Origin of the sequence: Pokkaliibacter sp. MBI-7 (assembly GCF_029846635.1) — a bacterium.
Classification (GTDB): Bacteria; Pseudomonadota; Gammaproteobacteria; order Pseudomonadales; family Balneatricaceae; genus Pokkaliibacter.
This window is the reverse complement of the sequence record NZ_JARVTG010000002.1, coordinates 445,234-471,126: the sequence shown is the minus strand read 5'-3', so window position 1 is coordinate 471,126 and position 25,893 is coordinate 445,234. Positions and strand designations below refer to the sequence as shown.

Here is a 25,893-nt window from a genome sequence, read left to right as displayed (position 1 = left end):
TTAAATGGCCTTGCTCATTAGATATCTAATGATCATTCGATATGGACAGTTATGAGCAGCCATGATAGGGCCCTGAGTGGCCCTTTTTTTATTCACAGAAAAGCAAAACGCTAACCTGACCCTGGCTCAAGGCCCATGAACTCTAGGCTGCAGCAGGTTATCCAAAGATAATGTGGATAACCTTGTGGAAAGAGTTATGAATACGTCATTTAAAGCCCGAGTTCATGCCAGCATCAACAAACTGATCATTTTTTAACCAGTTTTTAAGCCTATATAAATCAGATATTTAGAAAACCAAATAGCTCAGACAGCAATTTCTTGCAACACTTGGCGACTGCGAGTTGAATATACTCGTCAAAGTGATCAGAAATTAACACATCCGTTTCTCTGGTGGATAAATGCAGAAGTCAAGCCATTTTCTTGAATGAAATTGATGTTGAAGCACTTGACCTCGCGGCCAGTTCAGACTTTCTGAAGAGTGGATTAGCTGCAGAGGTGATCCTGCATTTTATTACACGTCAGCCGAATGAATTGCTTGACAACGAAACGACGCTGCTGCAGCAAAAGCTACCTGACTGCCGAGAGAAGCTGAACCAGCGCCGCCGGCTACCATAAACAATACAGAACGTCGGACTGACGTATAACGTCAGCTATAGATGACGTATATCAGTCCGGCTGTAAGTACAGCGATACCAGCTATAGCGCTACCCAGAGCATCATGGCGCTGTTTTATAAACGATTTTGTCAGAAGCCTCGCACCATTATGTTATTGCCTGCTCAAGGTGCGAAAGGTAGTCTCGGGCAAACTTTAAAGGTGTGCAGTGCATAAACTGCACCCAGCCACATCAGTCACGAGCAATGAATAAAAAGAACCGGAGGGTGAACCGTGGAACGTGAATCAATGGAGTTTGATGTTGTCATCATTGGCGCTGGGCCCTCTGGGCTCTCAACTGCATGCCGCCTGATGCAGTTAGCCAATGAGAAGGAGCAGACTCTGAGTGTGTGCCTGGTAGAGAAAGGCTCAGAAGTCGGTGCCCATATTCTCTCTGGCGCAGTGCTTGAACCCAGAGCGCTGAATGAACTCTTCCCCGACTGGCAAGCCAAAGGCGCTCCCCTTACCACCCCTGTTAGTGATGATGAAGTCTACTTTCTCCGCGATGCAGAGAAATCAGTAAAGACACCGCATGCCGTCATTCCCAGCACCATGACCAACCACGGCAATTACATCATCAGCCTTGGCAACCTCACCCGTTGGCTGGCGACCCAGGCAGAAGAACTGGGCGTGGAAATATTCCCGGGCTTTGCCGCACAGGAGCTGATCATTGAAGACAACGTCGTTAAAGGCATCATCACAGGTGACATGGGCATCGCCGCTGACGGCACTGAGAAAGATGGCTACATGCCTGGCATGGAGCTACGCGCCAAATACACCGTCTTTGCCGAAGGCTGTCGAGGGCACCTGGGCAAACGTCTGATCAAGCAGTTCGCTCTGGATCGTGACGCAACGCCTCAGCACTATGGCATCGGTATCAAAGAATTATGGGATATCGACCCTGCCAGGAGCCGGCCAGGCCTGGTTGTCCACACAGCAGGTTGGCCACTGGAAGAAAATGGAGCATCAGGAGGCTCTTTCCTCTATCACCTGGAAAACAATCAGGTGGTTGTCGGTCTGATTACTGACCTCAGCTACAGCAACCCCTACCTGAGCCCCTTTGATGAGTTTCAGCGCTGCAAGCATCACCCCATCCTGAGCAAGCATCTGGAGGGGGGCAAGCGGGTAGCCTATGGTGCCCGTGCCATTACCAAAGGTGGCTTCAATAGTTTGCCGAAAATGACCTTCCCCGGTGGGCTGCTGGTAGGCTGTGATGCTGGCACGTTGAACTTCGCCAAAATCAAGGGCGTACATACTGCCATGAAATCCGGCATGGTCGCCGCTGAGACGTTATTTACAGCACTGGCACAGGGTGATGAGGGAAGTCGCGAGCTGACCGAATATACCGAGAACTTCAAGGCCAGCTGGGTTTACGATGAACTCTATCGTGCACGCAACTTCGGGCCCGCACTGCATAAATTCGGCACCTATCTGGGTGGCGCTTTCAACTTTATCGATCAGAACATTTTCAACGGAAAAATCCCGCTGACACTGAAAGATGAAACCGAAGACTACGCTCAGCTAAAGCCAGCTGCCGAATTCACTCCCATCAGCTACCCCAAGCCTGACGGCAAACTGAGTTTCGACAAACTGTCATCGGTATTTCTATCCAATACCAATCACGAAGAAGATCAGCCTTGCCACCTGCGCCTGAAAGACTCAGCCATCCCCATCAGCATCAACCTGCCGCGTTTTGCAGAACCAGCACAGCGATACTGCCCTGCAGGGGTGTATGAGGTCGTTGAGCAGGATGATGGAGAGAAGCGCCTGCAGATCAACGCTCAGAACTGCGTGCACTGCAAGACGTGTGATATCAAGGATCCTTCGCAGAACATCGACTGGGTGCCACCAGAAGGTTCAGGTGGCCCCAACTATCCGAATATGTGATGTAGTAGTCGTTAGTTCATCGCTCTATGGCTAACGGTCGCGAGCCCTGCTCAGCCAGGGTTCGCACTATCACTGACAACACTCAACCAGCAACTACTTAAGAGCATGTATCACGCGCGTCACGACACCCAGAATCTGGAATGACTGCCCATCCTCAATCGGCATCCCCACAGGCTCTGGATCATCTACCCACAGCCAGGGCCGGCCCTCTTCATACTCCAGCCGTTTGAGGCTGATGTCATCCTCAGACTGAACCAGCACCAGATCCCCTCTGTGAGCCTGCATGCGACCGTTAAGTATCAGCACATCACCGTAGTCAATGCCAGATGGCAAGCAGCGCTCAAAAGCTTCATAGACGAAATCATGGCGGTCTCTTTCCAGATAGTCAGACAAGTCGAAGCTCTGCTCCGCCTCTCCTGATTCTTCGTCCACCCCCACACTACTAAAAACAGGCAGCATCAACTGAGCTGGCTTGAGGCTCCAGATTCCCGCTGGGCGCATTGATGACTTTCTGGCACGTTTTACCATGGCCAGACCTTGAGGGATTTCCATTGATGGCAATTGAGTCTGTTGCATATCCGACCTCCAACTACTGGACAAATATACACATCTTTTCTTAAATCACAAATTTTACTGGATATAAAAACAGTAAACCCAGCCGAAGCTGGGTTTACATTTCGCTGATACATTCACTCAGCGCAGACTAGAGACTGTCAGGAAGCACTCTCATGCTCATTGCCAGGCAACAGGCTTCGATTCATCTTCATCTGCGAGCTTACTGGCAGCCTCGACGATATCGTTAGAAATCCAAACTTCAACATGATCGCTGGGGATCTTGTAGTCATGCACACGCTGCCAGTCACTGCCGGGAGCCCGTTCCCAGACCGTACCTGCGTTATATTCAAGCAAATCGGCAAGTGACTCATCCCGAGAACACAGGGCATCAATGGGGTAGACCACCATGGCCTCGACGTCATGCAGCATTTCTTCGTCCTCGTAACCCGAGTACATGCGCCAGCCGGTGTCATTCAAATGAGCGGGAACCGTCTTGTACATAAAGCGTACAGGGCATGCTTCATCACCAAAGCAAAGCCTGGATACCAGCGCCAGAAAACCTTGCTTAGTCTGGCCTTTTTCTGTTTCGTCGCCTCTCGCCGTCACGTCTTCAAACCTCTCCGGTAGCGTCGTTTGCCGGGGCTACTATACAGCCTGTCCCGTGCCTGTAAACCCCGGTACGCCCCGTGGTGACTCACACCGAGCCATGATGTGACTGACTACTTCATCAGATTTATTCGATATCCCAGCTGACCTTTGAAAGTACTGCTCAAACGCCACGCAATCCTGTCTCCCCTTCCTGAAGTATTACCTTCGGGAATGGTTTCCTCTATCTGAACTTTTTCAGCGAGTCCTTTACTGGCGAGGTTGGCCAGAATCTTCTCCAGTCCACGACGGGACAAGTCTGTATGAGCGATCATTTCCCTCATCAGCGCCTGCTCATGCTCCATCAGATAAGCAATGACCAGAGACGCGTGGAGAGTCAGAACACCTTCTTCAGTTAGCATGGTAGCGATTTCTACAAAATGCTGAATCTTCTTGTTACGTCGCACACTAACCACCTTTTCTTTCTAGTTTCGGAAGCGGCTCAGAACAGCTGCTCACTAATTGGAAAGCCATTCAGCAAACCGTTAAAACCATATTAGACACAACAAAGTAGGTACAACCACCTTCAGACCGCGCTTAGGAAGAGTTGATTGGAAGAATGACGTCAGAGTGACAGAACATTCCATATTCTGACCCAACTCCCGGGAATCTGATGGACACTCAGACAAAAAACCACTGGCATACAGCGTACTGCGACACCTTTTGATGGTTATATCCCGAATAACCTTATGGTAACCCTACCCCTAGAAATGGCCAGCCTTATGGCAATTCATCAGGTAACGGTAAAAGTCAAACAAACACTTTTTCAAACAACAGGTTATCTTGCAATACAAGAACGGATGAATATACTTGAGCAGACCATCACTGATACCAAGTCATCACTTCCTGGCATCAGATCGGAGAGTAGCTCAGCTTGGTAGAGCACTGCCTTCGGGAGGCAGGGGTCGCAGGTTCGAATCCTGTTTCTCCGACCAGACTACTGTTTATATCTGTCTACAAAATCCCTTGAAAAGCCCGCCCCATGCGGGCTTTCTTGTCTCTGCCTGTCTATCTCTGTCTCTCCCTATAATTGCTCACTGAACCGCCCCGGCTTTCGCGGAGGCTCCAACTTTTGAGAAGATGGAGCCATGAAAAAGAACAGCAAGTTTTCCCCTGAAGTCCGTGAGCGTGCGGTACGGATGATGTTTGAGCAGCGCGGTGAGCATGAGTCTCAGTGGGCTGCGATCGTATCGATCGCCAGCAAGATAGGCTGTAACCCACAGACGTTGTGTAACTGGGTGCGCCAGTATGAGCGTGATACGGGTCAGCGTGATTGACCACTCGCGAGCAGGAGCGGATCAGGTCGTTGGAGCGCGAGGTGCGGGAGCTGCGCAAAACCAACGAGATCCTGCGTCTGGCCAGCGCGTTTTTTGCCCAGGCGGAGCTCGACCGCCGCTTCAAGTCATAAGATCGTTCATCGACCAACAGCGGGCGCGGTTCGGGGTCGAGCCGCTCTGCAAGGTTCTGCAGATTGCCCCGTCCGCTTACCGGCGCCATGTTGCACGACAACGTCAGCCGGACCTGCGCAGCCGCCGAGACAAGCGCGATGAGGCGCTCAGCCACGACATTCGGCGGGTCTGGGAAGAGAACCTGCAGGTCTACGGTGCTGACAAGGTGTGGCGTGCGCTCAAGCGCCAGGGCGTTGCCGTGGCCCGCTGTACGGTGGAGCGAGTGATGAAACGGTTAGGACTGCATGGCGTACGCCGGGGCAAGGCGGTGCGAACCCCCCATGGAGATGAAAGCAGGCCCTGCCCGCTGGATCGGGTTAATCGGCAGTTCGTAGCCCAGCGCCCCAACCAGCTATGGGTCTCGGATTTCACCTATGTTTCGACCTGGCAAGGGTTCGTGTATGTGGCCTTCGTGGTGGATGTATTCTCGCGTTTCATTGTCGGCTGGCGCGTGAGCCGCAGCATGAGCACCGACTTCGTGCTGGATGCGCTGGAGCAGGCGCTATACGCCCGACGGCCAGAGCGGAACGCGCTGATCCACCACAGCGACCGGGGCTCGCAGTATGTGTCGCTGCGTTACAGCGAGCGGCTGGCTGAGATGGGGGTCGCGCCATCGGTGGGCAGCAAGGGCGACAGCTACGACAACGCGCTGGCAGAGACGATCAACGGTCTGTACAAGGCCGAAGTGATCCACCGGCGCCGCTGGCGCAGCCTGGAAGAGGTGGAACTGGCGACCCTCAATTGGGTGTCGTGGTTCAATCACCAGCGGCTGCTTGAGCCACTTGGCTATATTCCACCGGCAGAAGCTGAGGCAAACTACTACCGCAACCTCGGGAGTCAGGCCATTGCGGCTTGACTCAAACCAACCAGCCTCCGCAAAACTCGGGGTGGTTCACACCGTGTATGCCTAGAAGAGTCTAAACACCTGCATACGGCTAACCGCATACCAGATGTACGAACACACCAGGCAGATGTAAAAATGGCAGGACTTTATGCCTGCCATTCCGTAGTAAATCTGAGACTCAACGCTTTAATCGCGCTGATCAATATCTACCCATGCTTCTGCTTCTGGGCCCGTATAGTTTGCACTGGGCCGAATAATACGATTGTTGGCACGCTGCTCCATCACATGTGCAGCCCACCCCGTCAGACGCGAACATACGAAAATAGGAGTGAAGAGCTTGGTTGGAATACCCATGAAGTGGTAAGCCGAAGCATGGAAAAAATCGGCATTACAGAATAGCTTTTTCTCACGCCACATCACTTCTTCGCAGCGCACAGAGACTGGATACAGCAACTTGTCACCCACCTCTTCTGCCAACTGCCCCGACCATTTTTTGATGATTGCGTTGCGAGGGTCACTCTCCCGATAGATGGCGTGACCAAAGCCCATCACCTTCTCTTTTCGCTCGAGTTTACCAAGCAGTTCCTGCTCAGCCTGATCTGGAGAGGTCCAGTCCTGAATCATTTCCATGGCAGCTTCGTTAGCACCACCATGCAATGGACCGCGCAGCGTACCGATGGCCGCAGTGATACAGGAATGTATATCAGACAGAGTCGACGCACAGACTCTCGCCGCAAAAGTAGAAGCATTGAACTCATGCTCTGCATAGAGAATCAGCGATGCGTGCATGACTTTGACATGCAGCTCCGAAGGCTTCTTACCATGTAGCAAGTGCAGGAAGTGAGCGGCAATAGAGTCATCATCGGTCGCCGTTTCGATACGAACACCCTCATGACTGAAGCGGTACCAGTAATTGATTATCGAGGGAAATACGGCCAGCATGCGATCGACACTATCATGCTGTCCGGAGAAATCATGTTCTGTCTCCAGATTGCCCAGCATCGAGCAGCCTGTGCGCATGACATCCATAGGATGTGCATCAGCGGGGATCAGCTCCAGTACCGACTTTAATGCTGCGGGCAATGCACGCAGGCTTTTCAGCTTGCTTTTATACGCGGATAACTCGGCCCGGTTGGGCAGTTTGCCGTACAACAGTAAGTAGGCGACTTCTTCAAACTCTGCCTTATCAGCCAGCTCAGCCATATCGTAACCACGATAGGTCAAACCCGCCCCCGTCTTGCCGACGGTGCACAAGGCAGTATCACCCGCTACCTGACCACGCAAGCCAGCCCCACTCAGTTGTTTCGCTTCAGCCATGGAGTTTCTCCTTATCATCATGTCCGGTCTCGGCCGGCCGTGAGGACATCCGGGCTGCAGCAGAGTGCAGCCCCGCAGATGCATTAGTTGTTGTTATTTCGATCTACTTATTTTTACCCTGGGCAAAGAGCGCATCGAGTTTTTGCTCGAAACTGTGATAGTTGAGAAAGTCGTACAGTTCCATCCGGGTCTGCATCAGATCAACGACATCCTTCTGATCCCCTTTCTCCAGAAGATTCTGATACACCTTCAGCGCCGCCAGATTCATTGCCCGGAATGCGGATAACGGATAGAGCACCATGGTAGCACCGTGCGCTGCCAGCTCGTCCTTGTTGAACAGAGGCGTTGCACCAAACTCAGTGATGTTGGCGAGCAAGTGGGCGCCACCTAATCCGTCAGAGAAGGCTCGATAGTCTTCCAGCGTGTGTACCGCCTCAGCGAAAATACCATCCGCACCGGCCTCCAGACAGGCTTGTGCCCTGTCGATCGCAGCATTCAAGCCATCTTTCTGGAAGGCATCCGTTCTCGCCATGATAAAGAAGCTGTCATCCTGGCGAGCATCCACAGCCGCCTTGATCCGGTCTACCATCTCTTCCTGGCTGACAATTTCCTTGTTCGGACGGTGACCACAGCGTTTTTGTGCTACCTGATCCTCGATATGAACGGCGGCGGCGCCGGCACGTTCCATTTCCTTGATGGTGCGGGAAATATTGAACGCACCCCCCCAACCGGTATCGATGTCGACCATTAGCGGTGTCTGCACGGCGGCAGTAATACGCCTGACGTCTTCCAGCACATCATTCATGGATGTCATACCCAGATCAGGCAGACCGTAAGAAGCGTTTGCCACACCACCACCAGACAAATAGACCGCCTGATGGCCTACGCGCTCAGCCATCATGGCGCAATAGGCATTGATGGTGCCGACAATTTGTAAAGGCTTGTTGCTCTCCAGTGCAGCACGAAAACGCTGACCGGCAGACAATCTTGATGTACTGGAATTGCTCATCTTTGTCTTACCTGTTGTTGACCTTCCCGCTGTGGGTAGTTACCGAAGATCATTGTTATTACTGGGACTCTTGCAACTGCTGCTCTTGCAAGCGTTGCTCAACATTCTTTCTTGAATTGCTGACATGACGGCGCATCAGAATTTCAGCCAGCTCACCATCACGCTGAGCTATGGCTTCAACAATGTTGCGATGCTCAAACAAGGCCTGCCGTGGCCGGTTACTGGCAGCACTGAACTGATAGCGATACATACGCACCAGGTGATAAAGCTCACCACCGAGCAACTCGATCAGCTTGGTGTTTTTACTGCCCTGAACGATACGATAGTGGAAGTCCAGATCGCCCTCCTTCTGAAAGTAGGACCGATTCTCCAGCAGATCGGGGCTGGTCTCGTGATGCTCAATCAGTTGCCTCAGGCTGGCGATTTCAGCGTCCGTCATGTTCTCGGCAGCAAGGCGAGCCGCCATTCCTTCCATTGCTTCACGTATGTAATAGATTTCCAGCAACTCTTTTGTCGACAATGACACCACTCTGGCACCGATATGCGGTATACGCACCAACAAGCGCAAACCTTCAAGACGGCGAATGGCCTCGCGTAACGGACCTCGACTGATACCGTACTGCCGGGCCAGCTCAGGCTCGCTAATCTTGTATCCCGGTGGTAGCTCACCTTTGACGATAGCCGTCGCAATTTGTTCAGATACGCGATCTGCCAAGGTGCGGGCTTCAATCTTTATAGGCTCAAGCTCGATAATCTTCGCCATACACACTCTCAGATTGTCGACAATGTTCAGTTCGGCAACTCTATACTCCTGAATTTTTGGGGTCAACCGCTGAAAAGGTCAAATTGTCGACATTAAACGAAAGTAGCATCTGCTTATACTCTGCGCGCCAGCAGGATCAAAGTTAAGCCACCCCCTATAAAACCTGGAGTCTGCTATTGGTCTACAGAGTTTTTAGGCTGAGCCAAGATGGTAATTGATGCGATTAAAGAGATAGCAGACAGCAAAAGTGTCGACACTTTCTGCTGTGATACGGTGAAAGCGTCTGTGAATCAGACAGTTCTCAGCCCAGACAGCAAGATGGCGCTCAAAACGTGACAAGAATAATCAGGCAGGTGTCTGAACGCCCTGAGCGGAAAGGTATAGAAGACAAAGGCAGAAGATAGATTTGCGATAGCATCTGCTACTGCAGATGCTATCAAATCATGTAAGAGGATAATTCAATGGCTGGATGCCAGGAGCGCCTAACTAGTGCGCTTTTCTGATTTCAAAACACTGGTGAATTTTCTCATTGCGAGCAAAATCCGGGTCCAGTGACGCCTTGGTAACATCTTTGATCTGCAGGTTCGCCAGTGACTCATAGTCCATCTTGAAAGTCCGCAGATTATTGGAGAACAGCAACACCCCATCATCAGACAGCAATCGCACAGCTTCCCGAATCAGCCGTACATGATCACGCTGAACATCCAGTACATCGAGCATACGTTTGGAGTTAGAAAATGACGGTGGATCCATGAAGATGACATCAAACTGATCCTTGCACTGCTTCAGCCAGTTAAAACAGTCATCCTGAATAAAGTGATGGAAGCGCTCACCAAAACCATTCAGGGCCATGTTTTTTCTGCCCCACTCCAGATAGGTTTTGGACATATCAACACTTGTCGTGGAGCGCGCACCACCCTTCGCAGCATGCACAGTGGCGGTGGCGGTATAGCAGAACAGATTCAGGAACCGCTTGCCTTTACTGATCGACTGCAGCTGCGTACGCGTTGGCCGGTGGTCAAGGAACAGCCCGGTATCCAGATAATCATGCAAATTCACCAACAACTTACAGCCTGACTCAATCACCTCCAGCAAATCACCTTGCTGCCCAAGGCGCTGATATTGATTCGTACCAGACTGGCGCTGACGCTGCTTGAGAACAATCCGCTCCGGAGCAACACCAGTGACTACAGGCAGTGCTGTTATCACCTCCTCCAGGCGTCGTTGCGCCTTTTTCGCATCTACTGACTTAGGTGGCGCATATTCCTGCACGTGTAACCAGTCACGATACACATCCACCGCCACCGCATACTCAGGCATATCGGCATCATAGAGGCGATACGCATCAATCTTATTGCGTTCTACCCATTTGCTCATCGCCTTGAGGTTCTTGCGAACCCGGTTAGCAAACATCGCTGCGCCTTCGGAAAGGTCCTCGACTGCTGCGACTGACGTCTCTACTTTGGCTTTAGATGGGGAGGTAAAAATATAGGGTTCAGATATGTCAAACAGCACGAGTTCACAAGGAATCGCACCATTGAAAAACTTGTATTGCTTGGTTGAACGCAACCGCATCTGTTTGCAGAGATCGGGATTGCCGGTGAATACGCCCGCATACCACCCTTTGAACTGATCGATCAGGCGATCGCCAAGTGAACGATAGAGATGTACCAGCACAGGAACATCACTGAGACGCTCACCGTACGGAGGGTTGCAGACTAACAGCCCGGGAAGATCGTCACTGACATGGCTAGGCTTGACCAGCTGCCCCACTTCACGCACGGAGACACGTACCCACTTCTCCAAACCAGCACGGGCGATATTGGCCTCGGCCACTTTAATCACTCGCGGGTCCTCATCGTAACCACGAATTTCTGCACAGCCCCGCAGCAGTCCTGCTTCTTTACGCTCGGTAGCCTCTTTCCGCAGCTGCTGCCACAACGCGGCCTGATGTTGCTTCCAGTTATTGAAGCCATATCGCCAGCGTGCGAGGCCTGGGGCAATGTCCAGAGCCATCAATGCCGCTTCTACCAATAGGGTGCCAGAGCCACACATCGGATCGATTAAACGACTGCCTTTCTGACCCAGCTCAGACCATCCGGAACGCATAAGGATGGCAGCGGCAAGGTTCTCTTTTAACGGCGCAGCGCCGCTTTCCTGCCGATAGCCACGGCGATGAAGGCTATCTCCGGAAAGGTCGATAGATACTGTTGCACGATGCTTGAACAGACTGGCGGACACACGCAGATCAGGAGCCTGCGCATCAACATTAGGGCGCTTGCCTGTCAGATCACGCAACTGATCGACAATGGCATCCTTCACTTTTAGTGCACCAAAATGGCTATGGCGGATATCTTCTGCACGACCATTGAAATCAACGGCCAACGTCCCATCAGCTGCCATATGCTCCATCCAGTTGACAGATTTGACACCCAGATACAGTTCATCGGCACTGCTTGCATCCCATTCATTAAGAATCAACAGCACACGGTTGGCCAGACGAGACCACAGGCAGATGCGATATCCCAGCTCAATCTCTCCGTGACAGAACACCCCGGCGACGGTCTGTTTGACTGAGGTGCCGCCCAGCTCCAATAACTCATTCTCCAGCAGCAACTCCAGCCCTTTCGGACAGGTAACAAGGTATTTGTGTTCTGACATGTAAAGACTCGTATCCAGAGTACAGATGAAAACAGATGCGGATCGCAGATTGGCAAACTGGCTTCTACAGCGGATTATCGCGACCCACTTCGGCGGTTCACGCCGGACTGACAATGATACTGGACGAAGGCGTCGTCACCAAGAAACCGTTTGATATTCCCTTCGGCTGATCAACTCAGAGTCTGAACAGCGCAATTATGAAAAAAAATCGTGATCTGACATATCTGGCAGCAATTTGAAAAAACCATCTCAAGCGCTTGATATTGTTGAATAATCAGGATCAGACAACGACTGAAATCATAACGGAGAGGCTTTTTATAACGCATATTTATTCGACAACGATTTTACAAAACTGCTAAAAAACGATGACAGCGCTTTTTTACCGCTGTTCAAGCGCTGTGCATCGCGATGTTCATATCGCCCTGCTGTCAACCTGAAAATGAGGTCACACGGATATGAAAAGACAGAAACGCGACACGTCCAACCGTATGTTTTCACGCGGTTATCAGGCCGGTCTTGCTGGCAAATCCAGAGATATATGCCAGTTTACTAAGTTAGACCAAAGGGCTAACTGGATGACCGGGTGGCGCGCAGGCAGGGAAGACTATTGGAACGGTATGGAAGGCGTATCCGCAATTCACCGCAATCCGATGATCGTTTAACCCCTCAGGCATATCAGATTTGTAAACAACATTTTCCACGGTAGTAACTTCATTAACCGCAACCACCAGAGCCACAGTGCTCTGGTGCCCTGCAGCCCAGAGACACTCCACTATTTAAATCGATGTTAGCCTTAGCCCGGCAGATCAAAGAGCTTAACTGTGTTTACTCACCAAGGGACAGGATATAGGCGGCGTTAAAGTACCAAGGCGTTAAGCAACAGAATGGCAATAAGGGAAGTGACGCCTAATTGAATAAAAGCAAGAGAAATCGGCGACCAGCCCAGCTAACTCATCAAGCGAGCAGGTTGCGCTTCAGAGGCAGACGCCAAAAGATTAATCTGAGGCACAGGCTCAGGGTGGGCAATGGCATAACCCTGACAATAATCAACACCGATTTCGACGAGACGATTGTAGATCGTTTCATTCTCAACGAACTCAGCAATGGTCTTCAGGCCAGCCACATGACAGATGCGGTTCACTGACTCCACGATGGCGTAACTCATCGGGTCTTCACAGATATCTCTGACAAAGCTTCCATCAATCTTGATGAAATCCACAGGCAGATTCTTGAGATAGCCATATGAACTCATGCCAGCCCCGAAATCATCCAGAGCAAAATGGCAACCTAGCTCCCTTAACCGCCCGATGAACTGACAAGCCTGCTGAAAATTAGACACGGCAGCCGTCTCGGTGATCTCAAAGCATAAATTCTCTGGGGAGATACTGTGCAATATCATCTGCTCAGCAACGTAATCGGGAAACAGCGCATCACTCAGCGTTGCCCCTGACAGGTTGATGAAGTACATACATCTATTACGATTGAGCTGATGAGCCTCTATATGACGGAAGCATAGCCGCACCATATGCCGGTCGAGCTGATTCATCAGGTGATAACGCTCTGCTGCGGGTATGAATACGCCAGGCGGGATCAGTTTCCCCTCATGCTCCAGCCGCATCAGAAACTCATAAAATGCTGGACGATCATGGGATTGACCGAGGTTTACGATAGGCTGCCAGTATGCGGTAAAGCGATCCTGTTGCATCGCTTCATTAATGATTTGCACCCACCCCAATTGCTCACGCATGGTCACAATGGAGCTATCCTGCTCTTCATACACATGCACACGACCACGGCCTGCGTCTTTTGCCGAGTAACAGGCCATGTCTGCCGCAGACAGAATAGAATTGGTTTCAGCCAGAGCCGCCGTAATCTCGACGGCACCCATGCTGGCGCCAATGGAGAACATCTTGTTGTGCCAGTTGAAGCGGAACTGCCGGATTTCATCCTGCAAGTCGTTAGCAAAATCCAGACCCTCATTGAGGGTGGTGTTTTCCATCAGAATGGTGAACTCATCCCCACCGACGCGACAAAGCTGAAAATTTCCGGGTAATCGCTGACTGAACAAGGTAGCGACCTGTACTAAGAGCTGATCGCCAGCAAGATGGCCACAGCAATCATTCACCACCTTGAAGTCATCAAGGTCGATAAAAATCAACGTATGGCGATCGTCCGGGCCAATTCTTTTACTAAGCTGATCAAGTGCACGTTCAAATGCAAAACGATTGAACAGTCCCGTAAGAGAATCATGAAAGGCCATGTAGTGCAGGCGCTCCTCAGCATCCCGACGAGCACGATGCGACGCCACTTCACGCAGCTCACGCTCAATGGACGACCCCAGGCGAGTCAGATTCTCTTTCAGCACATAGTCATTGGCACCGGCCTTCAGAGCTTCGACAGCCAGTTCTTCACCAATACTGCCTGAGACAACGATCAATGGCATGTCCGGGTAGTGACTGCGGGTAATGGCAATGACATCTGTGGATTGAAATCCGGGCAGACTATGGTCAGTAATCACCAGGTCAAAACGACCGCTACCTTGTAACTGAGCCTCAAGCTCGCTGGTACTGCTAACTCGGGTCAGGGTCAGCTCATAACCACTTTTTTTCAAATGGCGAGTAAGCAGTAACTCATCGTCAAGAGAGTCTTCAACAAGCAACAACTTAAGGCTGTTAGTCATCTCAGATGGCCATTGGAGGAAGATTAATTTTTAACCAGTAACGCAAAATATTACCGACAGACTCAATAAAGTCCTCAAAATCGACGGGTTTACGTACAAAACTGTTTGCACCCAGCTCGTAACTGGTATGAATATCCTGCGACTCGTTCGACGTTGTCAGCATCACCACAGGATACGTTGACGTCTCCTCGTGGATACGTATCTGTCGCAGCACTTCGTGCCCATTCACCCCAGGCAAATTGAGATCCAGCAATACCAGAACTGGTTTTTCATGCGCAGGGCGATTCTCAAAACGCCCCTGACGAAACAGATAATCCAGTGCTTCCTGACCATCACGCGCAGTGATCACTTTATTATTGATATCGTTTTTCTTGAATGCCCTGAGCGTCAGGAGCTCATCATCAGGGTTATCTTCAACGAGAAGAATAGTTCCTTCACGCAGCATTAGTTTGCCACTCCATGGAGTACTCCGATTGGAATTCAGCTGTTGCAGTCAGCCTCAATCAAGACAAAAAGTTACAGTGTAGACTAAATGCATTAGTCGGCCAGTGTAAAGAAAAAACAACTGCCCTGCCCCGGCGCCGACTCAGCCCAAATCTTCCCGCCGTGGCGTTTGATAATGCGGGACACTGTAGCCAAACCAATTCCTGTCCCCTCAAAGTCCTTCTTGTCATGCAGACGCTGAAAAGGCACAAACAGCCTTGTAGCCTGTGTCGCATCAAATCCTATGCCATTGTCCTTTACATAGAAGGCCATTCGTCCATTGATAGCTTCCTGCCCTACATGAATAGAAGCTCGCTCACACCTGGCGCTGTACTTCCACGCATTACCAACAAGATTCTGCATTACTGAATGCAATAAATTCGGATCAGCATCCACATAGAGTTCAGGCTCAATGGTGACTTCCACTTGCCGGTTTGGTGCTGACAGCCGCAAGTCATTCACAATACCCTGCACCATTTCAGACAAATCGACCTGACCACTACTTAAATGTGTGCGAGTAACGCGGGACAGCTCCAATAAGGAATCAATAAGAGAGCCCATTTGTTGAGCTGCCAGCCTCAGACGTGTGAGATACAGCTTACCCATGTCATCCAGCTGCGGCTCGTAGTCCTCGAGCAAGGCATGGCTGTAACCGTCAAGTGCGCGCAGCGGTGCGCGAAGATCATGAGACACCGAATAGGAGAAGGCTTCCAGCTCCTGATTGACGGCTTCAAGCTCACGTGTACGAGCAACAACCCGCTCTTCCAGTACCTTATTCAACATCGCCTGGGCATCCACTGCCTCCATGCGCTCCAGCTCGGAGGCAATACGATCAGAAAATATACGGAACAAAGTAGAGCAAAAATCGGGATTGGTGATGGGTTTGCGGAACATGGCTCCAAGCACTCCCATGGTGACATTGTGCTGATCAATCAAAGGCGCACCGATATAACCTTCGATCCTGAACGAGCTCAACTCATTGTCCATGGGAAACAGTCTGGAAGCGCCTTCTGCTAACAATTGCAGTTGTTTATCCAGACTATGACCGCTGGCAGTGCCTTCAAGACGATAGGTGATGGGGGTTAATAGTCCCTGTTCACCGCAGAAAACAATCATTTCTGCATGCTCGCCATCTGGTTTCAAGCGAGCAACAAACACAAACGAAGCTTCCATTGCTTCGCGCATTTTCAATACGAACTGCTCAAAAAAATCCTGATTGTAGCGTCGGGAAACCCCAGAAATGATGGCATGGGTTGCCTGCTCTAAAATCTTTCGCTCAGTAATTTCGTGACTGACAGAGCATATTCCCACCAGACGGTGGCGCTTGTCATAGACGGGAAACTTTTCCGTCTGCAGGTATACATCTCTCCCCTGTACTGGATGGAGAAAATGCTCTTCGACGAATAATGGAGACGCGGTATCGAGCACCTTCCGATCCATCTCCACATATTGCCGCTGGTCCCCCGCGAACACGTCCTCCGCTTTCCGTCCAAGCACTTGCGCCTCTGTCAGCCCAAACAGATCGAGAAAGCTCTGACTGACACGCTCAAATTCGAGGTTACAGTTCTTGAGAAAAAATATTCCAGGCGAGTGGCGAATCATTGCGCCTATCAGATCAGCTTCAATCTCGTGCATGCAGAACAACTCCTGCGCGGAGGAATAACTGAACTCAATATAGCAAGGGTTTTGTATTGTGCCAGCCAGGGGTCTTATAAAAACAATGTGTTAGATATGGATCTCACCACTCTCCTGTACACACAAAATGCGCGAGCTGCTGGCTATAGACTTCCAGATCTCCCACGTTACGACGCACCCAGTCAGCGTCATAGTACGTGTCAAGATATCGATCACCGCTATCACAAATTAAAGTCACCACGGCGCCCTGCTCGCCATGGACTTTCATTCTTGCGATTAACTGCAATGCGCCGTACACGTTAGTGCCCGTACTAGCCCCACATTTCCTCCCCAATACACGCTCCAGCCAGTGAATAGTGGCAATAGAGGCCGCATCAGGGATACGCCACATTTCATCCACCACAGAGGCGACAAAAGAAGGCTCCACACGCGGGCGTCCAATACCCTCTATACGCGAACCCTGGCAAGAGGTCAGAGCTCGGTCACCACTACGGTAGTAATCCAGAAAAACCGAGTTATCAGGATCAACGACACCAAGCCGCGTAGCTTTGCACTGATAACGCAGATACCTGCCAATGGTAGCGGAGGTACCACCTGTTCCTGCACTCATCACCACCCAGGCGGGTACAGGAAAGGGTTCACGCTCCATCTGCCGGAATATAGATTCAGCGATATTGTTGTTGCCTCGCCAATCCGTCGCTCGCTCTGCATAAGTAAACTGATCCATGTAGTGGCCATTCAACTCTTTAGCCAGACGCTGCGACTCGTCATATATGGATGGCGCGGGTACCAAATGACACTGACCACCATAAAACTCAATCTGGCGGATCTTTTTACTGGCAGTTGTCTGAGGGATAACAGCAATGAACGGCAGGCCTAGCAGGCGCGCAAAGTAGGCCTCAGAAATAGCGGTGCTACCGCTTGAGGACTCAATGATCGTCGTGCCTTCGCGAATCCAACCATTGCACAAGCCGTACAGAAACAGCGAACGTGCAAGGCGATGTTTGAGACTACCCGTTGGGTGCGTACTTTCGTCTTTAAGATAGAGAGGTGTGGTATCGAGGAAGGGAAGATCGAGCTTTATAAGATGAGTATCTGCAGAACGCTGAAAGTCAGCTTCGATCTTGCGTATTGCTTCGTGTACCCAGGCACATTGCATAACAAACGCCTCCTGTCATCGAGACCTCCATTATATAAGTGTCCAGTCACCCGAAGGCAATCATGCGGTACAAACCGACCACACCATCTGGCTGAAAACAAATCATCACCAATCAGCCAAATCAGTGTGGTTGGCAGGTAAACATGACCTGAAATTACTTGAGGTTTTTCGGGCAGATACGTTGAGTGCCATCAGCCCACTTCAGCACGGTCTTGGCAACAGGTTCCCAACTCAAGCTGGCAAACTTCACTTTCAATTGGGTTTCTGAGGGGCTGTACTGCTCAAAACGTGCAGTCACAACTGGACCCAGGCTGTCATTCATCTTGATTTCACCAAAGCCGTTGGCATCTTTAACCAGCAGCGCATCAAGATGGCTGATCTTGCCAGTATCGCAGCCACGCATAAAAGGCAGCACCTTGCGGTAAACGGTTTTGTAGTCACCGGCAAGAACCAGCCTGACCTCGTCTGCCGGAACAGGCTCCGCTGGCTTGACGACAGCAACAGGCTCTTCCTTTTTTTCCTTTGTCCCGAATAAATTGCATCCTGCAAGTAGGACTGATAACAACAGTACTGAAGATTTACGCATACTTTAAAACCTGAAACACCGTGTCCGTTCGGATCTTGATTAAAGGAAAATCGAGCACATCTTGCGTGGTTTGCGGAGGGGATTCAAGTAGCGGTAACAATTCACTTCTATCGATGCAACAGTGCTTGAGTTCAGCGCAACGCTCGGGAATAAGCACTTGATCAACATCATCCAATTATCAGAGTGGTCACCGTTGATACATACCATGGTTCTTGTCAGCTACTTACTTCTCGCCATCAGTTTGCTTTGCGCCTGGCTACTGCAACACCCACGCCGCTGGATGATCATTACCGCCCTGATGGCTTTGTGTACAGCATCGCTATGCGACACGATATTAACGACGGGAGTGGCAACCTTATTAGTGCTGCTGGGCCTTGCCATTCTTTCAGTTAAATTCAGCCGCTACAGACAGCTTTTATTGATCTCAATATTCAGTCTTTTAGCCATTGCACTTTCTTTACACGTCCTACCAGGGTTCAACAATCTTGCCGTGATCGAACATCAACAACTCAAGCCAGACAGTGCCTTCTTTTCGTTGTGGCTAAACTTCGACAAACCGTGGATCGCCTGGATTATTCTTTTTGCATTTAAACCAGCACTACTACGAAATCTGAACCAATGGCGTACAGCACTCGTCAAAGCCTGGCTGCCGTTGTTAACCACTTTGACGCTGACCATGTTGCTCGCTGCAAACGTTGGCCTGATACACTGGCTACCCGCTGTTCCGCCCTACGCCATGACGTTTCTCGCCATCAATTTGATATTTACCTGTGTGACAGAAGAGTGCTTCTTCCGAATAGTGGTACACAATCAGCTGTATGAAAGGTTACGTCACCTGCGACATGGCGAAGTACTGGCCATAGTAACAACCGGCTGCCTGTTTGGACTCGCCCATGCGGGAGGAGGTGGGTCTTATATAGCAATAGCTACGGTAGCTGGCGTGGGATATGCGTGGGTATATCAATGCAGTGGCAGCCTTGAAATGGCAATATTGACCCACTGGCTGCTCAATACTCTGCACTTTATCGGATTTACTTACCCTGTCGCTGTATAGCGTCCGATGTACTGGCAGCGCAATACTGTCAGTACACCTCAGGAAAAGTCTCTACTACCCGCCCCATGACAAATGCGTCATCCCCATACTGTTCACGCTTTTCCTGCAACACCTGCGCACTCTGTGGCTCAGTAGCGAAACCATAGCGCTGCCAAAAAGATCGCGCACCCTGCACTGCAACCAGCCGGGCATACTGAAATGCATCGGTGCGAGCTTTCTGCAGCGCCTTGTTGACCAGCGTGTCCGCTACCCCCCTTCCACGGCCACGTACACTGACGGCCAGATCATGCAGGTAAAAAACGTCATGTGGTTTGCTGGCAATATCCAATGCAGCATTCAAAGCTGGCACCCCATACTTGTCCCAAGGATGGCAGATCAGATAAGCCACGACACTTCCATCCACTTCAGCAACCCAGCAGGTACCAGGGGACTGACTGCGCTTATTCTCTAACACGACCAGATCTTCTGGCTCTACATTCTGATAACAGTCCGCCTGCACCCGAATAACCTGCTGCATATCGTCCTGCAGCATGTGGCGAATCACCAAGCCACTCATTTCATACAACCCGCTCAACCCAAAAAGAGCGCAATTCTAACCTTCAATCCGATTGCCGTTCAGCGGCCTAGTCAGTACAACTGGCGTGATCACAGGAACAAAGTAACTGAACAAGCGAGACTGATAGGCTAGAATTCGCCCCTACTTGTAGATCAGACAGAGACATCACGACATGAAGATCATCTCCTTCAATATCAACGGTATCCGCGCTCGACTGCACCAACTTGAAGAGCTGATCAACAGACACCAACCCGACGTCATTGGCCTGCAGGAAATAAAAGTAGCGGATGAGCAGTTCCCTCTGGCCGAGGTAGAAGCCTTGGGCTACCGGGTATATCACCACGGCCAGAAAGGTCATTACGGCGTTGCTTTCATGTGCCGACACGAGCCAACAATGCTGCTCAGAGGCTTTCCTGATGACAGTGAGGACAGTCAGAGGCGCATGATCATTGGTACCTTTACCGATGCAACCGGCCAGGCTGTCACCGTACTCAATGGCTATTTCCCACAGGGAGAAAGCGTCGACCACCCGGTCAAATACCCTGCCAAACGCGCATTCTATGCACAGTTGCAGCAGTATCTGACCAGCCACCATCAGTCTGCAGAGCAGCTAGTCGTCATGGGCGACTTCAATATTTCTCCTCAGGATACCGATATCGGAATCGGCGAAGTGAATCGTAAACGCTGGCTAAAAACTGGCAAAACCAGCTTTCAACCAGAAGAACGTGAGTGGTATCAATTGCTGATGAGCTGGGGCTTACAAGATACATGGCGCCAGCACAATCCCGAACGGGACGATCTGTACAGCTGGTTTGACTATCGCAGTAAAGGCTTTGAAGACGAACCCAAGCGCGGCCTGCGTATTGATCACATTCTGGCAACGCCTGCACTGATGGCACGACTGCAGGAAACCGGTATTGATTACGATATTCGCGGAATGGAAAAGCCATCGGATCACTGCCCAATCTGGGCAACATTTGCCTGACTCTGATCTCATCTTATTGCTGGTTACCGGTTCGGTAGCCAGCCTTCATATAGCCCTGCATTTACCTCCACTGAACCGCCCCGGCTTTCGCGGAGGCTCCAACTTTTGAGAAGATGGAGCCATGAAAAAGAACAGCAAGTTTTCCCCTGAAGTCCGTGAGCGTGCGGTACGGATGATGTTTGAGCAGCGCGGTGAGCATGAGTCTCAGTGGGCTGCAATCGTATCGATCGCCAGCAAGATAGGCTGTAACCCACAGACGTTGTGTAACTGGGTGCGCCAGTATGAGCGTGATACGGGTCAGCGTGATTGACCACTCGCGAGCAGGAGCGGATCAGGTCGTTGGAGCGCGAGGTGCGGGAGCTGCGCAAAACCAACGAGATCCTGCGTCTGGCCAGCGCGTTTTTTGCCCAGGCGGAGCTCGACCGCCGCTTCAAGTCATAAGATCGTTCATCGACCAACAGCGGGCGCGGTTCGGGGTCGAGCCGCTCTGCAAGGTTCTGCAGATTGCCCCGTCCGCTTACCGGCGCCATGTTGCACGACAACGTCAGCCGGACCTGCGCAGCCGCCGAGACAAGCGCGATGAGGCGCTCAGCCACGACATTCGGCGGGTCTGGGAAGAGAACCTGCAGGTCTACGGTGCTGACAAGGTGTGGCGTGCGCTCAAGCGCCAGGGCGTTGCCGTGGCCCGCTGTACGGTGGAGCGATTGATGAAGCGTTTAGGACTGCATGGCGTACGCCGGGGCAAGGCGGTGCGAACCCCCCATGGAGATGAAAGCAGGCCCTGCCCGCTGGATCGGGTTAATCGGCAGTTCGTAGCCCAGCGCCCCAACCAGCTATGGGTCCCGGATTTCACCTATGTTTCGACCTGGCAAGGGTTCGTGTATGTGGCCTTCGTGGTGGATGTATTCTCGCGTTTCATTGTCGGCTGGCGCGTGAGCCGCAGCATGAGCACCGACTTCGTGCTGGATGCGCTGGAGCAGGCGCTATACGCCCGACGGCCAGAGCGGAACGCGCTGATCCACCACAGCGACCGGGGCTCGCAGTATGTGTCGCTGCGTTACAGCGAGCGGCTGGCTGAGATGGGGGTCGCGCCATCGGTGGGCAGCAAGGGCGACAGCTACGACAACGCGCTGGCAGAGACGATCAACGGTCTGTACAAGGCCGAAGTGATCCACCGGCGCCGCTGGCGCAGCCTGGAAGAGGTGGAACTGGCGACCCTCAATTGGGTGTCGTGGTTCAATCACCAGCGGCTGCTTGAGCCACTTGGCTATATTCCACCGGCAGAAGCTGAGGCAAACTACTACCGCAACCTCGGGAGTCAGGCCATTGCGGCTTGACTCAAACCAACCAGCCTCCGCAAAACTCGGGGTGGTTCACACCGACCGCAATAGCCAAGCTGATCTAACAATGCGAATTTCCATTCTTCCTTAGACTATTGCGCGCTTTTCCGCCGAACTGCTTTTCGTTACTTTAATTACCCTTTCTTTTGCTCAGGGACGAATAGATGGATACCGCGCCTCTGCGATTGCTTATTTCTGAGTCCACTGACCCGTGGTTCAACCTGGCGGTGGAAGACACCATATTTCGCCATCTAAGCCCCAGCCAGCGCGTATTATTCCTATGGCGTAACGCCGATACCGTGGTGATTGGCAGAGCACAGAACCCATGGCGTGAATGCAATACCCGCAGAATGGAAGAAGATGAGATCAAACTGGCTCGGCGCCAAAGTGGCGGCGGTGCCGTTTTCCACGATCTGGGCAATACCAACTTCACTTTTATGGCCGGGAAGCCAGACTACAACCGCCACGTATCAACGGAAATCGTACTGACCGCACTGCACAGCCTGGACATCCCCTGCTACGCCTCGGGTCGGAATGACTTGCTGCTGGAATTTGCTGACGGCCCCCGCAAGGTATCGGGATCAGCCTACCGAGAAACGGCAGACCGTGGTTTCCATCATGGCACCTTGCTGATTGATGCCGAACTCGACCGCCTGACCAACTACCTGACACCCGATCCCAAGAAACTCAAAACCAAGGGCATCACTTCAGTGCGCTCCCGGGTGGCCAATATGGTGGAGTGGCTCCCTTCACTGGATCATGACATGTTGTGTGAGGCTCTGAGTGCCGCATTCTTCAACTACTATGGCCAGCGAGCAGCAACTGAGCTGATAGCTCCTAACCGGCCACTGGACCTCCCTGGCTTCGATGAGCGCTTTGCTTTGCAGAGCAGCTGGGATTGGAACTTTGGCCAAGCCCCTCAGTTTGATCATGAATTGAGTGAGCGATTCGAGTGGGGTGGTGTCGATCTGCATCTCAATGTAGAACGAGGCCATATCACCCACACTCAACTTTTCAGCGATTCGCTCAATCCTGACCCCTGGCTTCTGTGGGCGGAGAGTCTGGTGGGTGAACGATATGAACCTCAGGCGGTAACGGCAACGCTTACACAGATGGCCGAAGGTTCATCCGATCTTGCCAAACAGGCCAGCGAGCTGATGAACTGGCTCTCACACGCTCTCGCCTAACGAGCACCTAAAAGTGCTCAGGCAGCCTGCATGCAAGCTTGTAACAGCTCCACCTCAACTTCATCTGCTCTGACATTCGCAATCTGGCAGGTGGCCATATAGGCATGGCCGCCTCCACCAAACCCTAGACAAAGCCGACCAAGATCGAGTTCGCCCCCCGGTCGAAATACCGACCGGGTTAGCGTAAATACAGTATTCCGCTGACGCAGCCCCCAGATGCGGTGCATGCAGATCCTGGCTTGCGGGAACAACAGAAAGACCATGTAGCGGTTGACAGGGTAGATAACCTCTTCGTGCTGGAGATCAAGTACCACCACGTTACCCTCCAGCCGGGCACAACGCTGCAGTTGCTGGATGGCCTGCTCATGGTACTGATGATAGAGCTGCACACGTTCCTGTACGTCGGGTAACTGCACTAGCCTATTAATGGGGTAATAGCGGCAACAGTGAACCAGATCCAGCATAAACCTGTAATTCGATACCCTGAACTGCTTGAAACGTCCCATGCCGGTACGCGGATCTACCAGAAAATTCAGTAACATCCAGCCTTCGGGATGCAGGATGTCATCCTGCGTGTAATGCCCCAGCGCACACTGGTCAACTGCCGTCAGCAACCCGTCAAAACTACGTCCGAAACGGCTGGTACCACCAAAGTGATTAAAAATAAGGCGAGCACAGGACACAACCCGAGTGTCGAGTATCAGATTGTCAGGGTTGAGCCCCTGATAACGTGAGACCTCGCTGACATGATGATCAAAGGCAACATGGCAGCCAGGCACATAGGGAAGGTTAGCCGTAATATCCTGATCGTTGACAGCGACCTCGCCCTCTTGCATGTCTTTGGGATGGACGAACAGGATATCGTCGATGAGATTCAGCTCACGCAGCAGCACCGCACAGGCGAGCCCATCAAAATCACTGCGAGTAATTAATCGGTAATACCCATGAAACTGCATAGAACGGGCTCTCTTAGTGAGCATTATTATTGTTTTTCTGCCAATAGAGCGTAGTAAACCTTACGCCCGACTGCCACTACCGCACTGAGCAGGTAAGGGGTTACCCCTACCCTCACCAGTCGTAACCAGATCAGTTGTAACCAGATCAGTTGTAAAAAGATCAGTGGTAACAATGAACATACACACGCAATTGCACTCTTCAGTTAAACGCCGCTTAACCTGTTCAGTGCGTCTGCCAGTCGGCGCATTCCTACATCGATAGTTGCTTCATCAACACAGCTGAAACTTAGCCGCAGGGTATGGCTGTCATCACGATCAGTGTAGAAAGGATGCCCAGGTACGAAACAGACGTTGTCTTTGATAGCCTCGTTAAACAGTGCCATCGCCGAAACCTCTTCTGGCAGTGTCAACCACAGGAACATCCCTCCTTCCGGCTGGGTGTAATGCACGTCAGCTGGGAAATAGTTCTGCAGCGCCCTGATCATTGCCGCACGCTGGCGTCCGTACACTTCGCAGATTCGCGCCACATGGGCATCAAGATCATTCTGCTGCAGGTATTCGCACAAGACACGCTGAACGAAACTGTTGGTATGCAAGTCAGCGGCCTGCTTGGCAACAACCACTTTTGACAGCAGCCACTCAGGCAACACCATCCATCCTAAACGGAATGCGGGTACTACTGTTTTCGAGAAGGAACCCAGCAAAACCGTATTCTCTGGCACCAAACTGGCAATCAGCTTTTTCCTCTCCCCCGTAAAGCGCAGATCACCATAAGGATTATCCTCGACCAGCAACAGGTTACGGCTGCGAACCAGTTCAGCCAGACCATGCCGATTGGCCTCTGAATAGCTGATACCTGACGGGTTCTGAAAATTGGGGATGGTATAAAGCACCCGGGCCTGGCCATCATCGGTGGCCTCTGCCAGCTGTTGCAAATCCAGACCATCCTCATTCAATCGAATAGCCCGAAACCCCGTTTTGTAAACGGAGAAAGCCTGCAGTGCGCCGAGATAACTGGGGTCTTCTACCAGCACCTCATCACCTTCGTTCAATAACACCTTGCCAATCAGATCCAGCGCCTGTTGCGAGCCGTTGGTGATAATGATCTGTTCTGGCCTGACTACCAGTCCATTCTTTTGCAGGTAACGCTGAGCGATAAACTGCCGCAGCGGCAAATAGCCCTCAGTCGCGGCATATTGCAGCGCATCACCACCATCACGCATCAAGACGGTCTGGCATGCCTGATTGATGGCTGCAACCGGAAAAAAGTCCTTATTTGGCAGACCGCCAGCAAAGGAAATCATCTGCGGATCATTGGCCACCTTCAGAATTTCACGAATAAAAGAGGGTTTAACACTACTGATACGGTCTGAGAAAAACGCTTCCATGGACGATTACCCAAAATAAGTAGGAGCTTGCCAGGGCAAACTCATTAACAAGATCTTTGAGGGAATCTGTTGCAACACAAAGCGTCGATCAGGCGCTCCTTCA

Annotated in this window: 21 protein-coding genes, 1 tRNA gene, 2 pseudogenes and 2 other annotated features; of the genes and pseudogenes, 9 read left to right on the top strand and 15 right to left on the bottom strand. The window is 51.6% G+C overall.

What is annotated here, in order from left to right; all coding sequences use genetic code 11:
• The first annotated feature begins 420 nt into the window (after positions 1–420).
• Together QCD60_RS21810 and QCD60_RS21805 are read left to right on the top strand one after the other, a co-directional pair.
• The gene (locus QCD60_RS21810; protein WP_279788381.1) at positions 421–615 is read left to right on the top strand and encodes a hypothetical protein; all 195 of its coding nucleotides are present in this window, start codon (positions 421–423) and stop codon (positions 613–615) included.
• 286 nt (positions 616–901) lie between these two features.
• The gene (locus QCD60_RS21805) at positions 902–2,539 is read left to right on the top strand and encodes an electron transfer flavoprotein-ubiquinone oxidoreductase (RefSeq protein ID WP_279791052.1); all 1,638 of its coding nucleotides are present in this window, start codon (positions 902–904) and stop codon (positions 2,537–2,539) included.
• Positions 2,540–2,632: 93 nt separating this feature from the next.
• Here QCD60_RS21805 and QCD60_RS21800 read toward each other — a convergent pair whose 3' ends face one another.
• The 3 genes from QCD60_RS21800 to QCD60_RS21790 all read right to left on the bottom strand — a co-directional run bounded on the left by QCD60_RS21800 (position 2,633) and on the right by QCD60_RS21790 (position 4,146).
• Positions 2,633–3,115, bottom strand: coding sequence for a S24 family peptidase (locus QCD60_RS21800; RefSeq protein ID WP_279788379.1), 483 nt, complete (start codon positions 3,113–3,115; stop codon positions 2,633–2,635).
• A 156-nt stretch (positions 3,116–3,271) separates the two neighbouring features.
• Positions 3,272–3,700, bottom strand: a complete 429-nt coding sequence (locus QCD60_RS21795) for a DUF2185 domain-containing protein (protein WP_279788377.1) — start codon at positions 3,698–3,700, stop codon at positions 3,272–3,274.
• Between the two features lie 113 nt (positions 3,701–3,813).
• On the bottom strand, positions 3,814–4,146 hold the full coding sequence (locus QCD60_RS21790; RefSeq protein ID WP_104154133.1) for a hypothetical protein: 333 nt from the start codon (positions 4,144–4,146) through the stop codon (positions 3,814–3,816).
• Between the two features lie 451 nt (positions 4,147–4,597).
• Here QCD60_RS21790 and QCD60_RS21785 point away from each other — a divergent pair.
• Both QCD60_RS21785 and QCD60_RS21780 read left to right on the top strand, forming a co-directional pair.
• Positions 4,598–4,674: transfer RNA gene (locus tag QCD60_RS21785), tRNA-Pro, on the top strand.
• 153 nt (positions 4,675–4,827) lie between these two features.
• Positions 4,828–6,043: pseudogene (locus QCD60_RS21780) on the top strand (IS3 family transposase).
• Positions 5,102–5,218 (top strand) — a sequence feature (AL1L pseudoknot). Its footprint overlaps the pseudogene before it by 117 nt.
• Positions 6,044–6,217: 174 nt before the next feature.
• On the opposite strand, the gene prpC reads toward QCD60_RS21780, so the two are convergent.
• The 4 genes from prpC to rlmKL all read right to left on the bottom strand — a co-directional run bounded on the left by prpC (position 6,218) and on the right by rlmKL (position 11,781).
• A complete protein-coding gene (gene prpC, locus QCD60_RS21775; protein WP_279788374.1) occupies positions 6,218–7,348 on the bottom strand; it encodes a 2-methylcitrate synthase in 1,131 nt (376 codons plus the stop codon).
• Positions 7,349–7,451: 103 nt separating this feature from the next.
• Positions 7,452–8,357, bottom strand: a complete 906-nt coding sequence (gene prpB, locus QCD60_RS21770) for a methylisocitrate lyase (RefSeq protein ID WP_279788372.1) — start codon at positions 8,355–8,357, stop codon at positions 7,452–7,454.
• Between the two features lie 58 nt (positions 8,358–8,415).
• The gene (locus tag QCD60_RS21765) at positions 8,416–9,120 is read right to left on the bottom strand and encodes a GntR family transcriptional regulator (RefSeq protein WP_110185482.1); all 705 of its coding nucleotides are present in this window, start codon (positions 9,118–9,120) and stop codon (positions 8,416–8,418) included.
• Positions 9,121–9,606: 486 nt separating this feature from the next.
• The gene (gene rlmKL / locus QCD60_RS21760) at positions 9,607–11,781 is read right to left on the bottom strand and encodes a bifunctional 23S rRNA (guanine(2069)-N(7))-methyltransferase RlmK/23S rRNA (guanine(2445)-N(2))-methyltransferase RlmL (RefSeq protein WP_279788368.1); all 2,175 of its coding nucleotides are present in this window, start codon (positions 11,779–11,781) and stop codon (positions 9,607–9,609) included.
• A gap of 455 nt (positions 11,782–12,236) precedes the next feature.
• Between rlmKL and QCD60_RS21755 the strand changes: the two genes are divergently transcribed.
• Entirely contained in the window at positions 12,237–12,443 is a 207-nt protein-coding gene (locus tag QCD60_RS21755) for a ribosome modulation factor (protein ID WP_104154138.1), read from the top strand.
• A gap of 284 nt (positions 12,444–12,727) precedes the next feature.
• On the opposite strand, the gene QCD60_RS21750 is transcribed toward QCD60_RS21755, so the two are convergent.
• From QCD60_RS21750 to QCD60_RS21730, 5 genes are all read right to left on the bottom strand, one after another.
• Entirely contained in the window at positions 12,728–14,461 is a 1,734-nt protein-coding gene (locus QCD60_RS21750) for a GGDEF domain-containing response regulator (RefSeq protein WP_279788367.1), read from the bottom strand.
• Between the two features lies 1 nt (position 14,462).
• Complete coding sequence (locus QCD60_RS21745; protein WP_279788365.1) at positions 14,463–14,906, bottom strand: response regulator; 444 nt, start codon at positions 14,904–14,906, stop codon at positions 14,463–14,465.
• A gap of 92 nt (positions 14,907–14,998) precedes the next feature.
• Complete coding sequence (locus tag QCD60_RS21740; protein WP_279788363.1) at positions 14,999–16,579, bottom strand: ATP-binding protein; 1,581 nt, start codon at positions 16,577–16,579, stop codon at positions 14,999–15,001.
• A gap of 103 nt (positions 16,580–16,682) precedes the next feature.
• Positions 16,683–17,738 carry a PLP-dependent cysteine synthase family protein gene (locus tag QCD60_RS21735; RefSeq protein WP_279788360.1) on the bottom strand — a complete coding sequence of 352 codons (1,056 nt, stop codon included), beginning with the start codon at positions 17,736–17,738 and terminating at the stop codon, positions 16,683–16,685.
• Between the two features lie 154 nt (positions 17,739–17,892).
• Positions 17,893–18,324, bottom strand: a complete 432-nt coding sequence (locus tag QCD60_RS21730) for a hypothetical protein (protein ID WP_104154143.1) — start codon at positions 18,322–18,324, stop codon at positions 17,893–17,895.
• A gap of 157 nt (positions 18,325–18,481) precedes the next feature.
• Between QCD60_RS21730 and QCD60_RS21725 the strand changes: the two genes are divergently transcribed.
• Positions 18,482–19,378, top strand: coding sequence for a CPBP family intramembrane metalloprotease (locus tag QCD60_RS21725; protein WP_279788356.1), 897 nt, complete (start codon positions 18,482–18,484; stop codon positions 19,376–19,378).
• A 28-nt stretch (positions 19,379–19,406) separates the two neighbouring features.
• Here QCD60_RS21725 and QCD60_RS21720 read toward each other — a convergent pair whose 3' ends face one another.
• Positions 19,407–19,934 carry a GNAT family N-acetyltransferase gene (locus tag QCD60_RS21720; protein WP_279788353.1) on the bottom strand — a complete coding sequence of 176 codons (528 nt, stop codon included), beginning with the start codon at positions 19,932–19,934 and terminating at the stop codon, positions 19,407–19,409.
• Between the two features lie 172 nt (positions 19,935–20,106).
• Between QCD60_RS21720 and xthA the strand changes: the two genes are divergently transcribed.
• The 3 genes and pseudogenes from xthA (at position 20,107) to QCD60_RS21705 (ending at position 23,446) form a co-directional block, all read left to right on the top strand.
• Complete coding sequence (xthA, locus tag QCD60_RS21715) at positions 20,107–20,919, top strand: exodeoxyribonuclease III (RefSeq protein WP_279788351.1); 813 nt, start codon at positions 20,107–20,109, stop codon at positions 20,917–20,919.
• Positions 20,920–21,040: 121 nt separating this feature from the next.
• Positions 21,041–22,256 (top strand): annotated as a pseudogene (locus QCD60_RS21710) (IS3 family transposase).
• Positions 21,315–21,431 (top strand) — a sequence feature (AL1L pseudoknot). Its footprint overlaps the pseudogene before it by 117 nt.
• Before the next feature lie 167 nt (positions 22,257–22,423).
• Positions 22,424–23,446, top strand: a complete 1,023-nt coding sequence (locus QCD60_RS21705; protein WP_279788349.1) for a lipoate--protein ligase — start codon at positions 22,424–22,426, stop codon at positions 23,444–23,446.
• Between the two features lie 17 nt (positions 23,447–23,463).
• On the opposite strand, the gene QCD60_RS21700 is transcribed toward QCD60_RS21705, so the two are convergent.
• On the bottom strand, positions 23,464–24,402 hold the full coding sequence (locus tag QCD60_RS21700; RefSeq protein WP_279788347.1) for an exopolyphosphatase: 939 nt from the start codon (positions 24,400–24,402) through the stop codon (positions 23,464–23,466).
• 203 nt (positions 24,403–24,605) lie between these two features.
• A complete protein-coding gene (locus QCD60_RS21695) occupies positions 24,606–25,790 on the bottom strand; it encodes a PLP-dependent aminotransferase family protein (RefSeq protein WP_279788344.1) in 1,185 nt (394 codons plus the stop codon).
• Positions 25,791–25,893 lie beyond the last annotated feature (103 nt).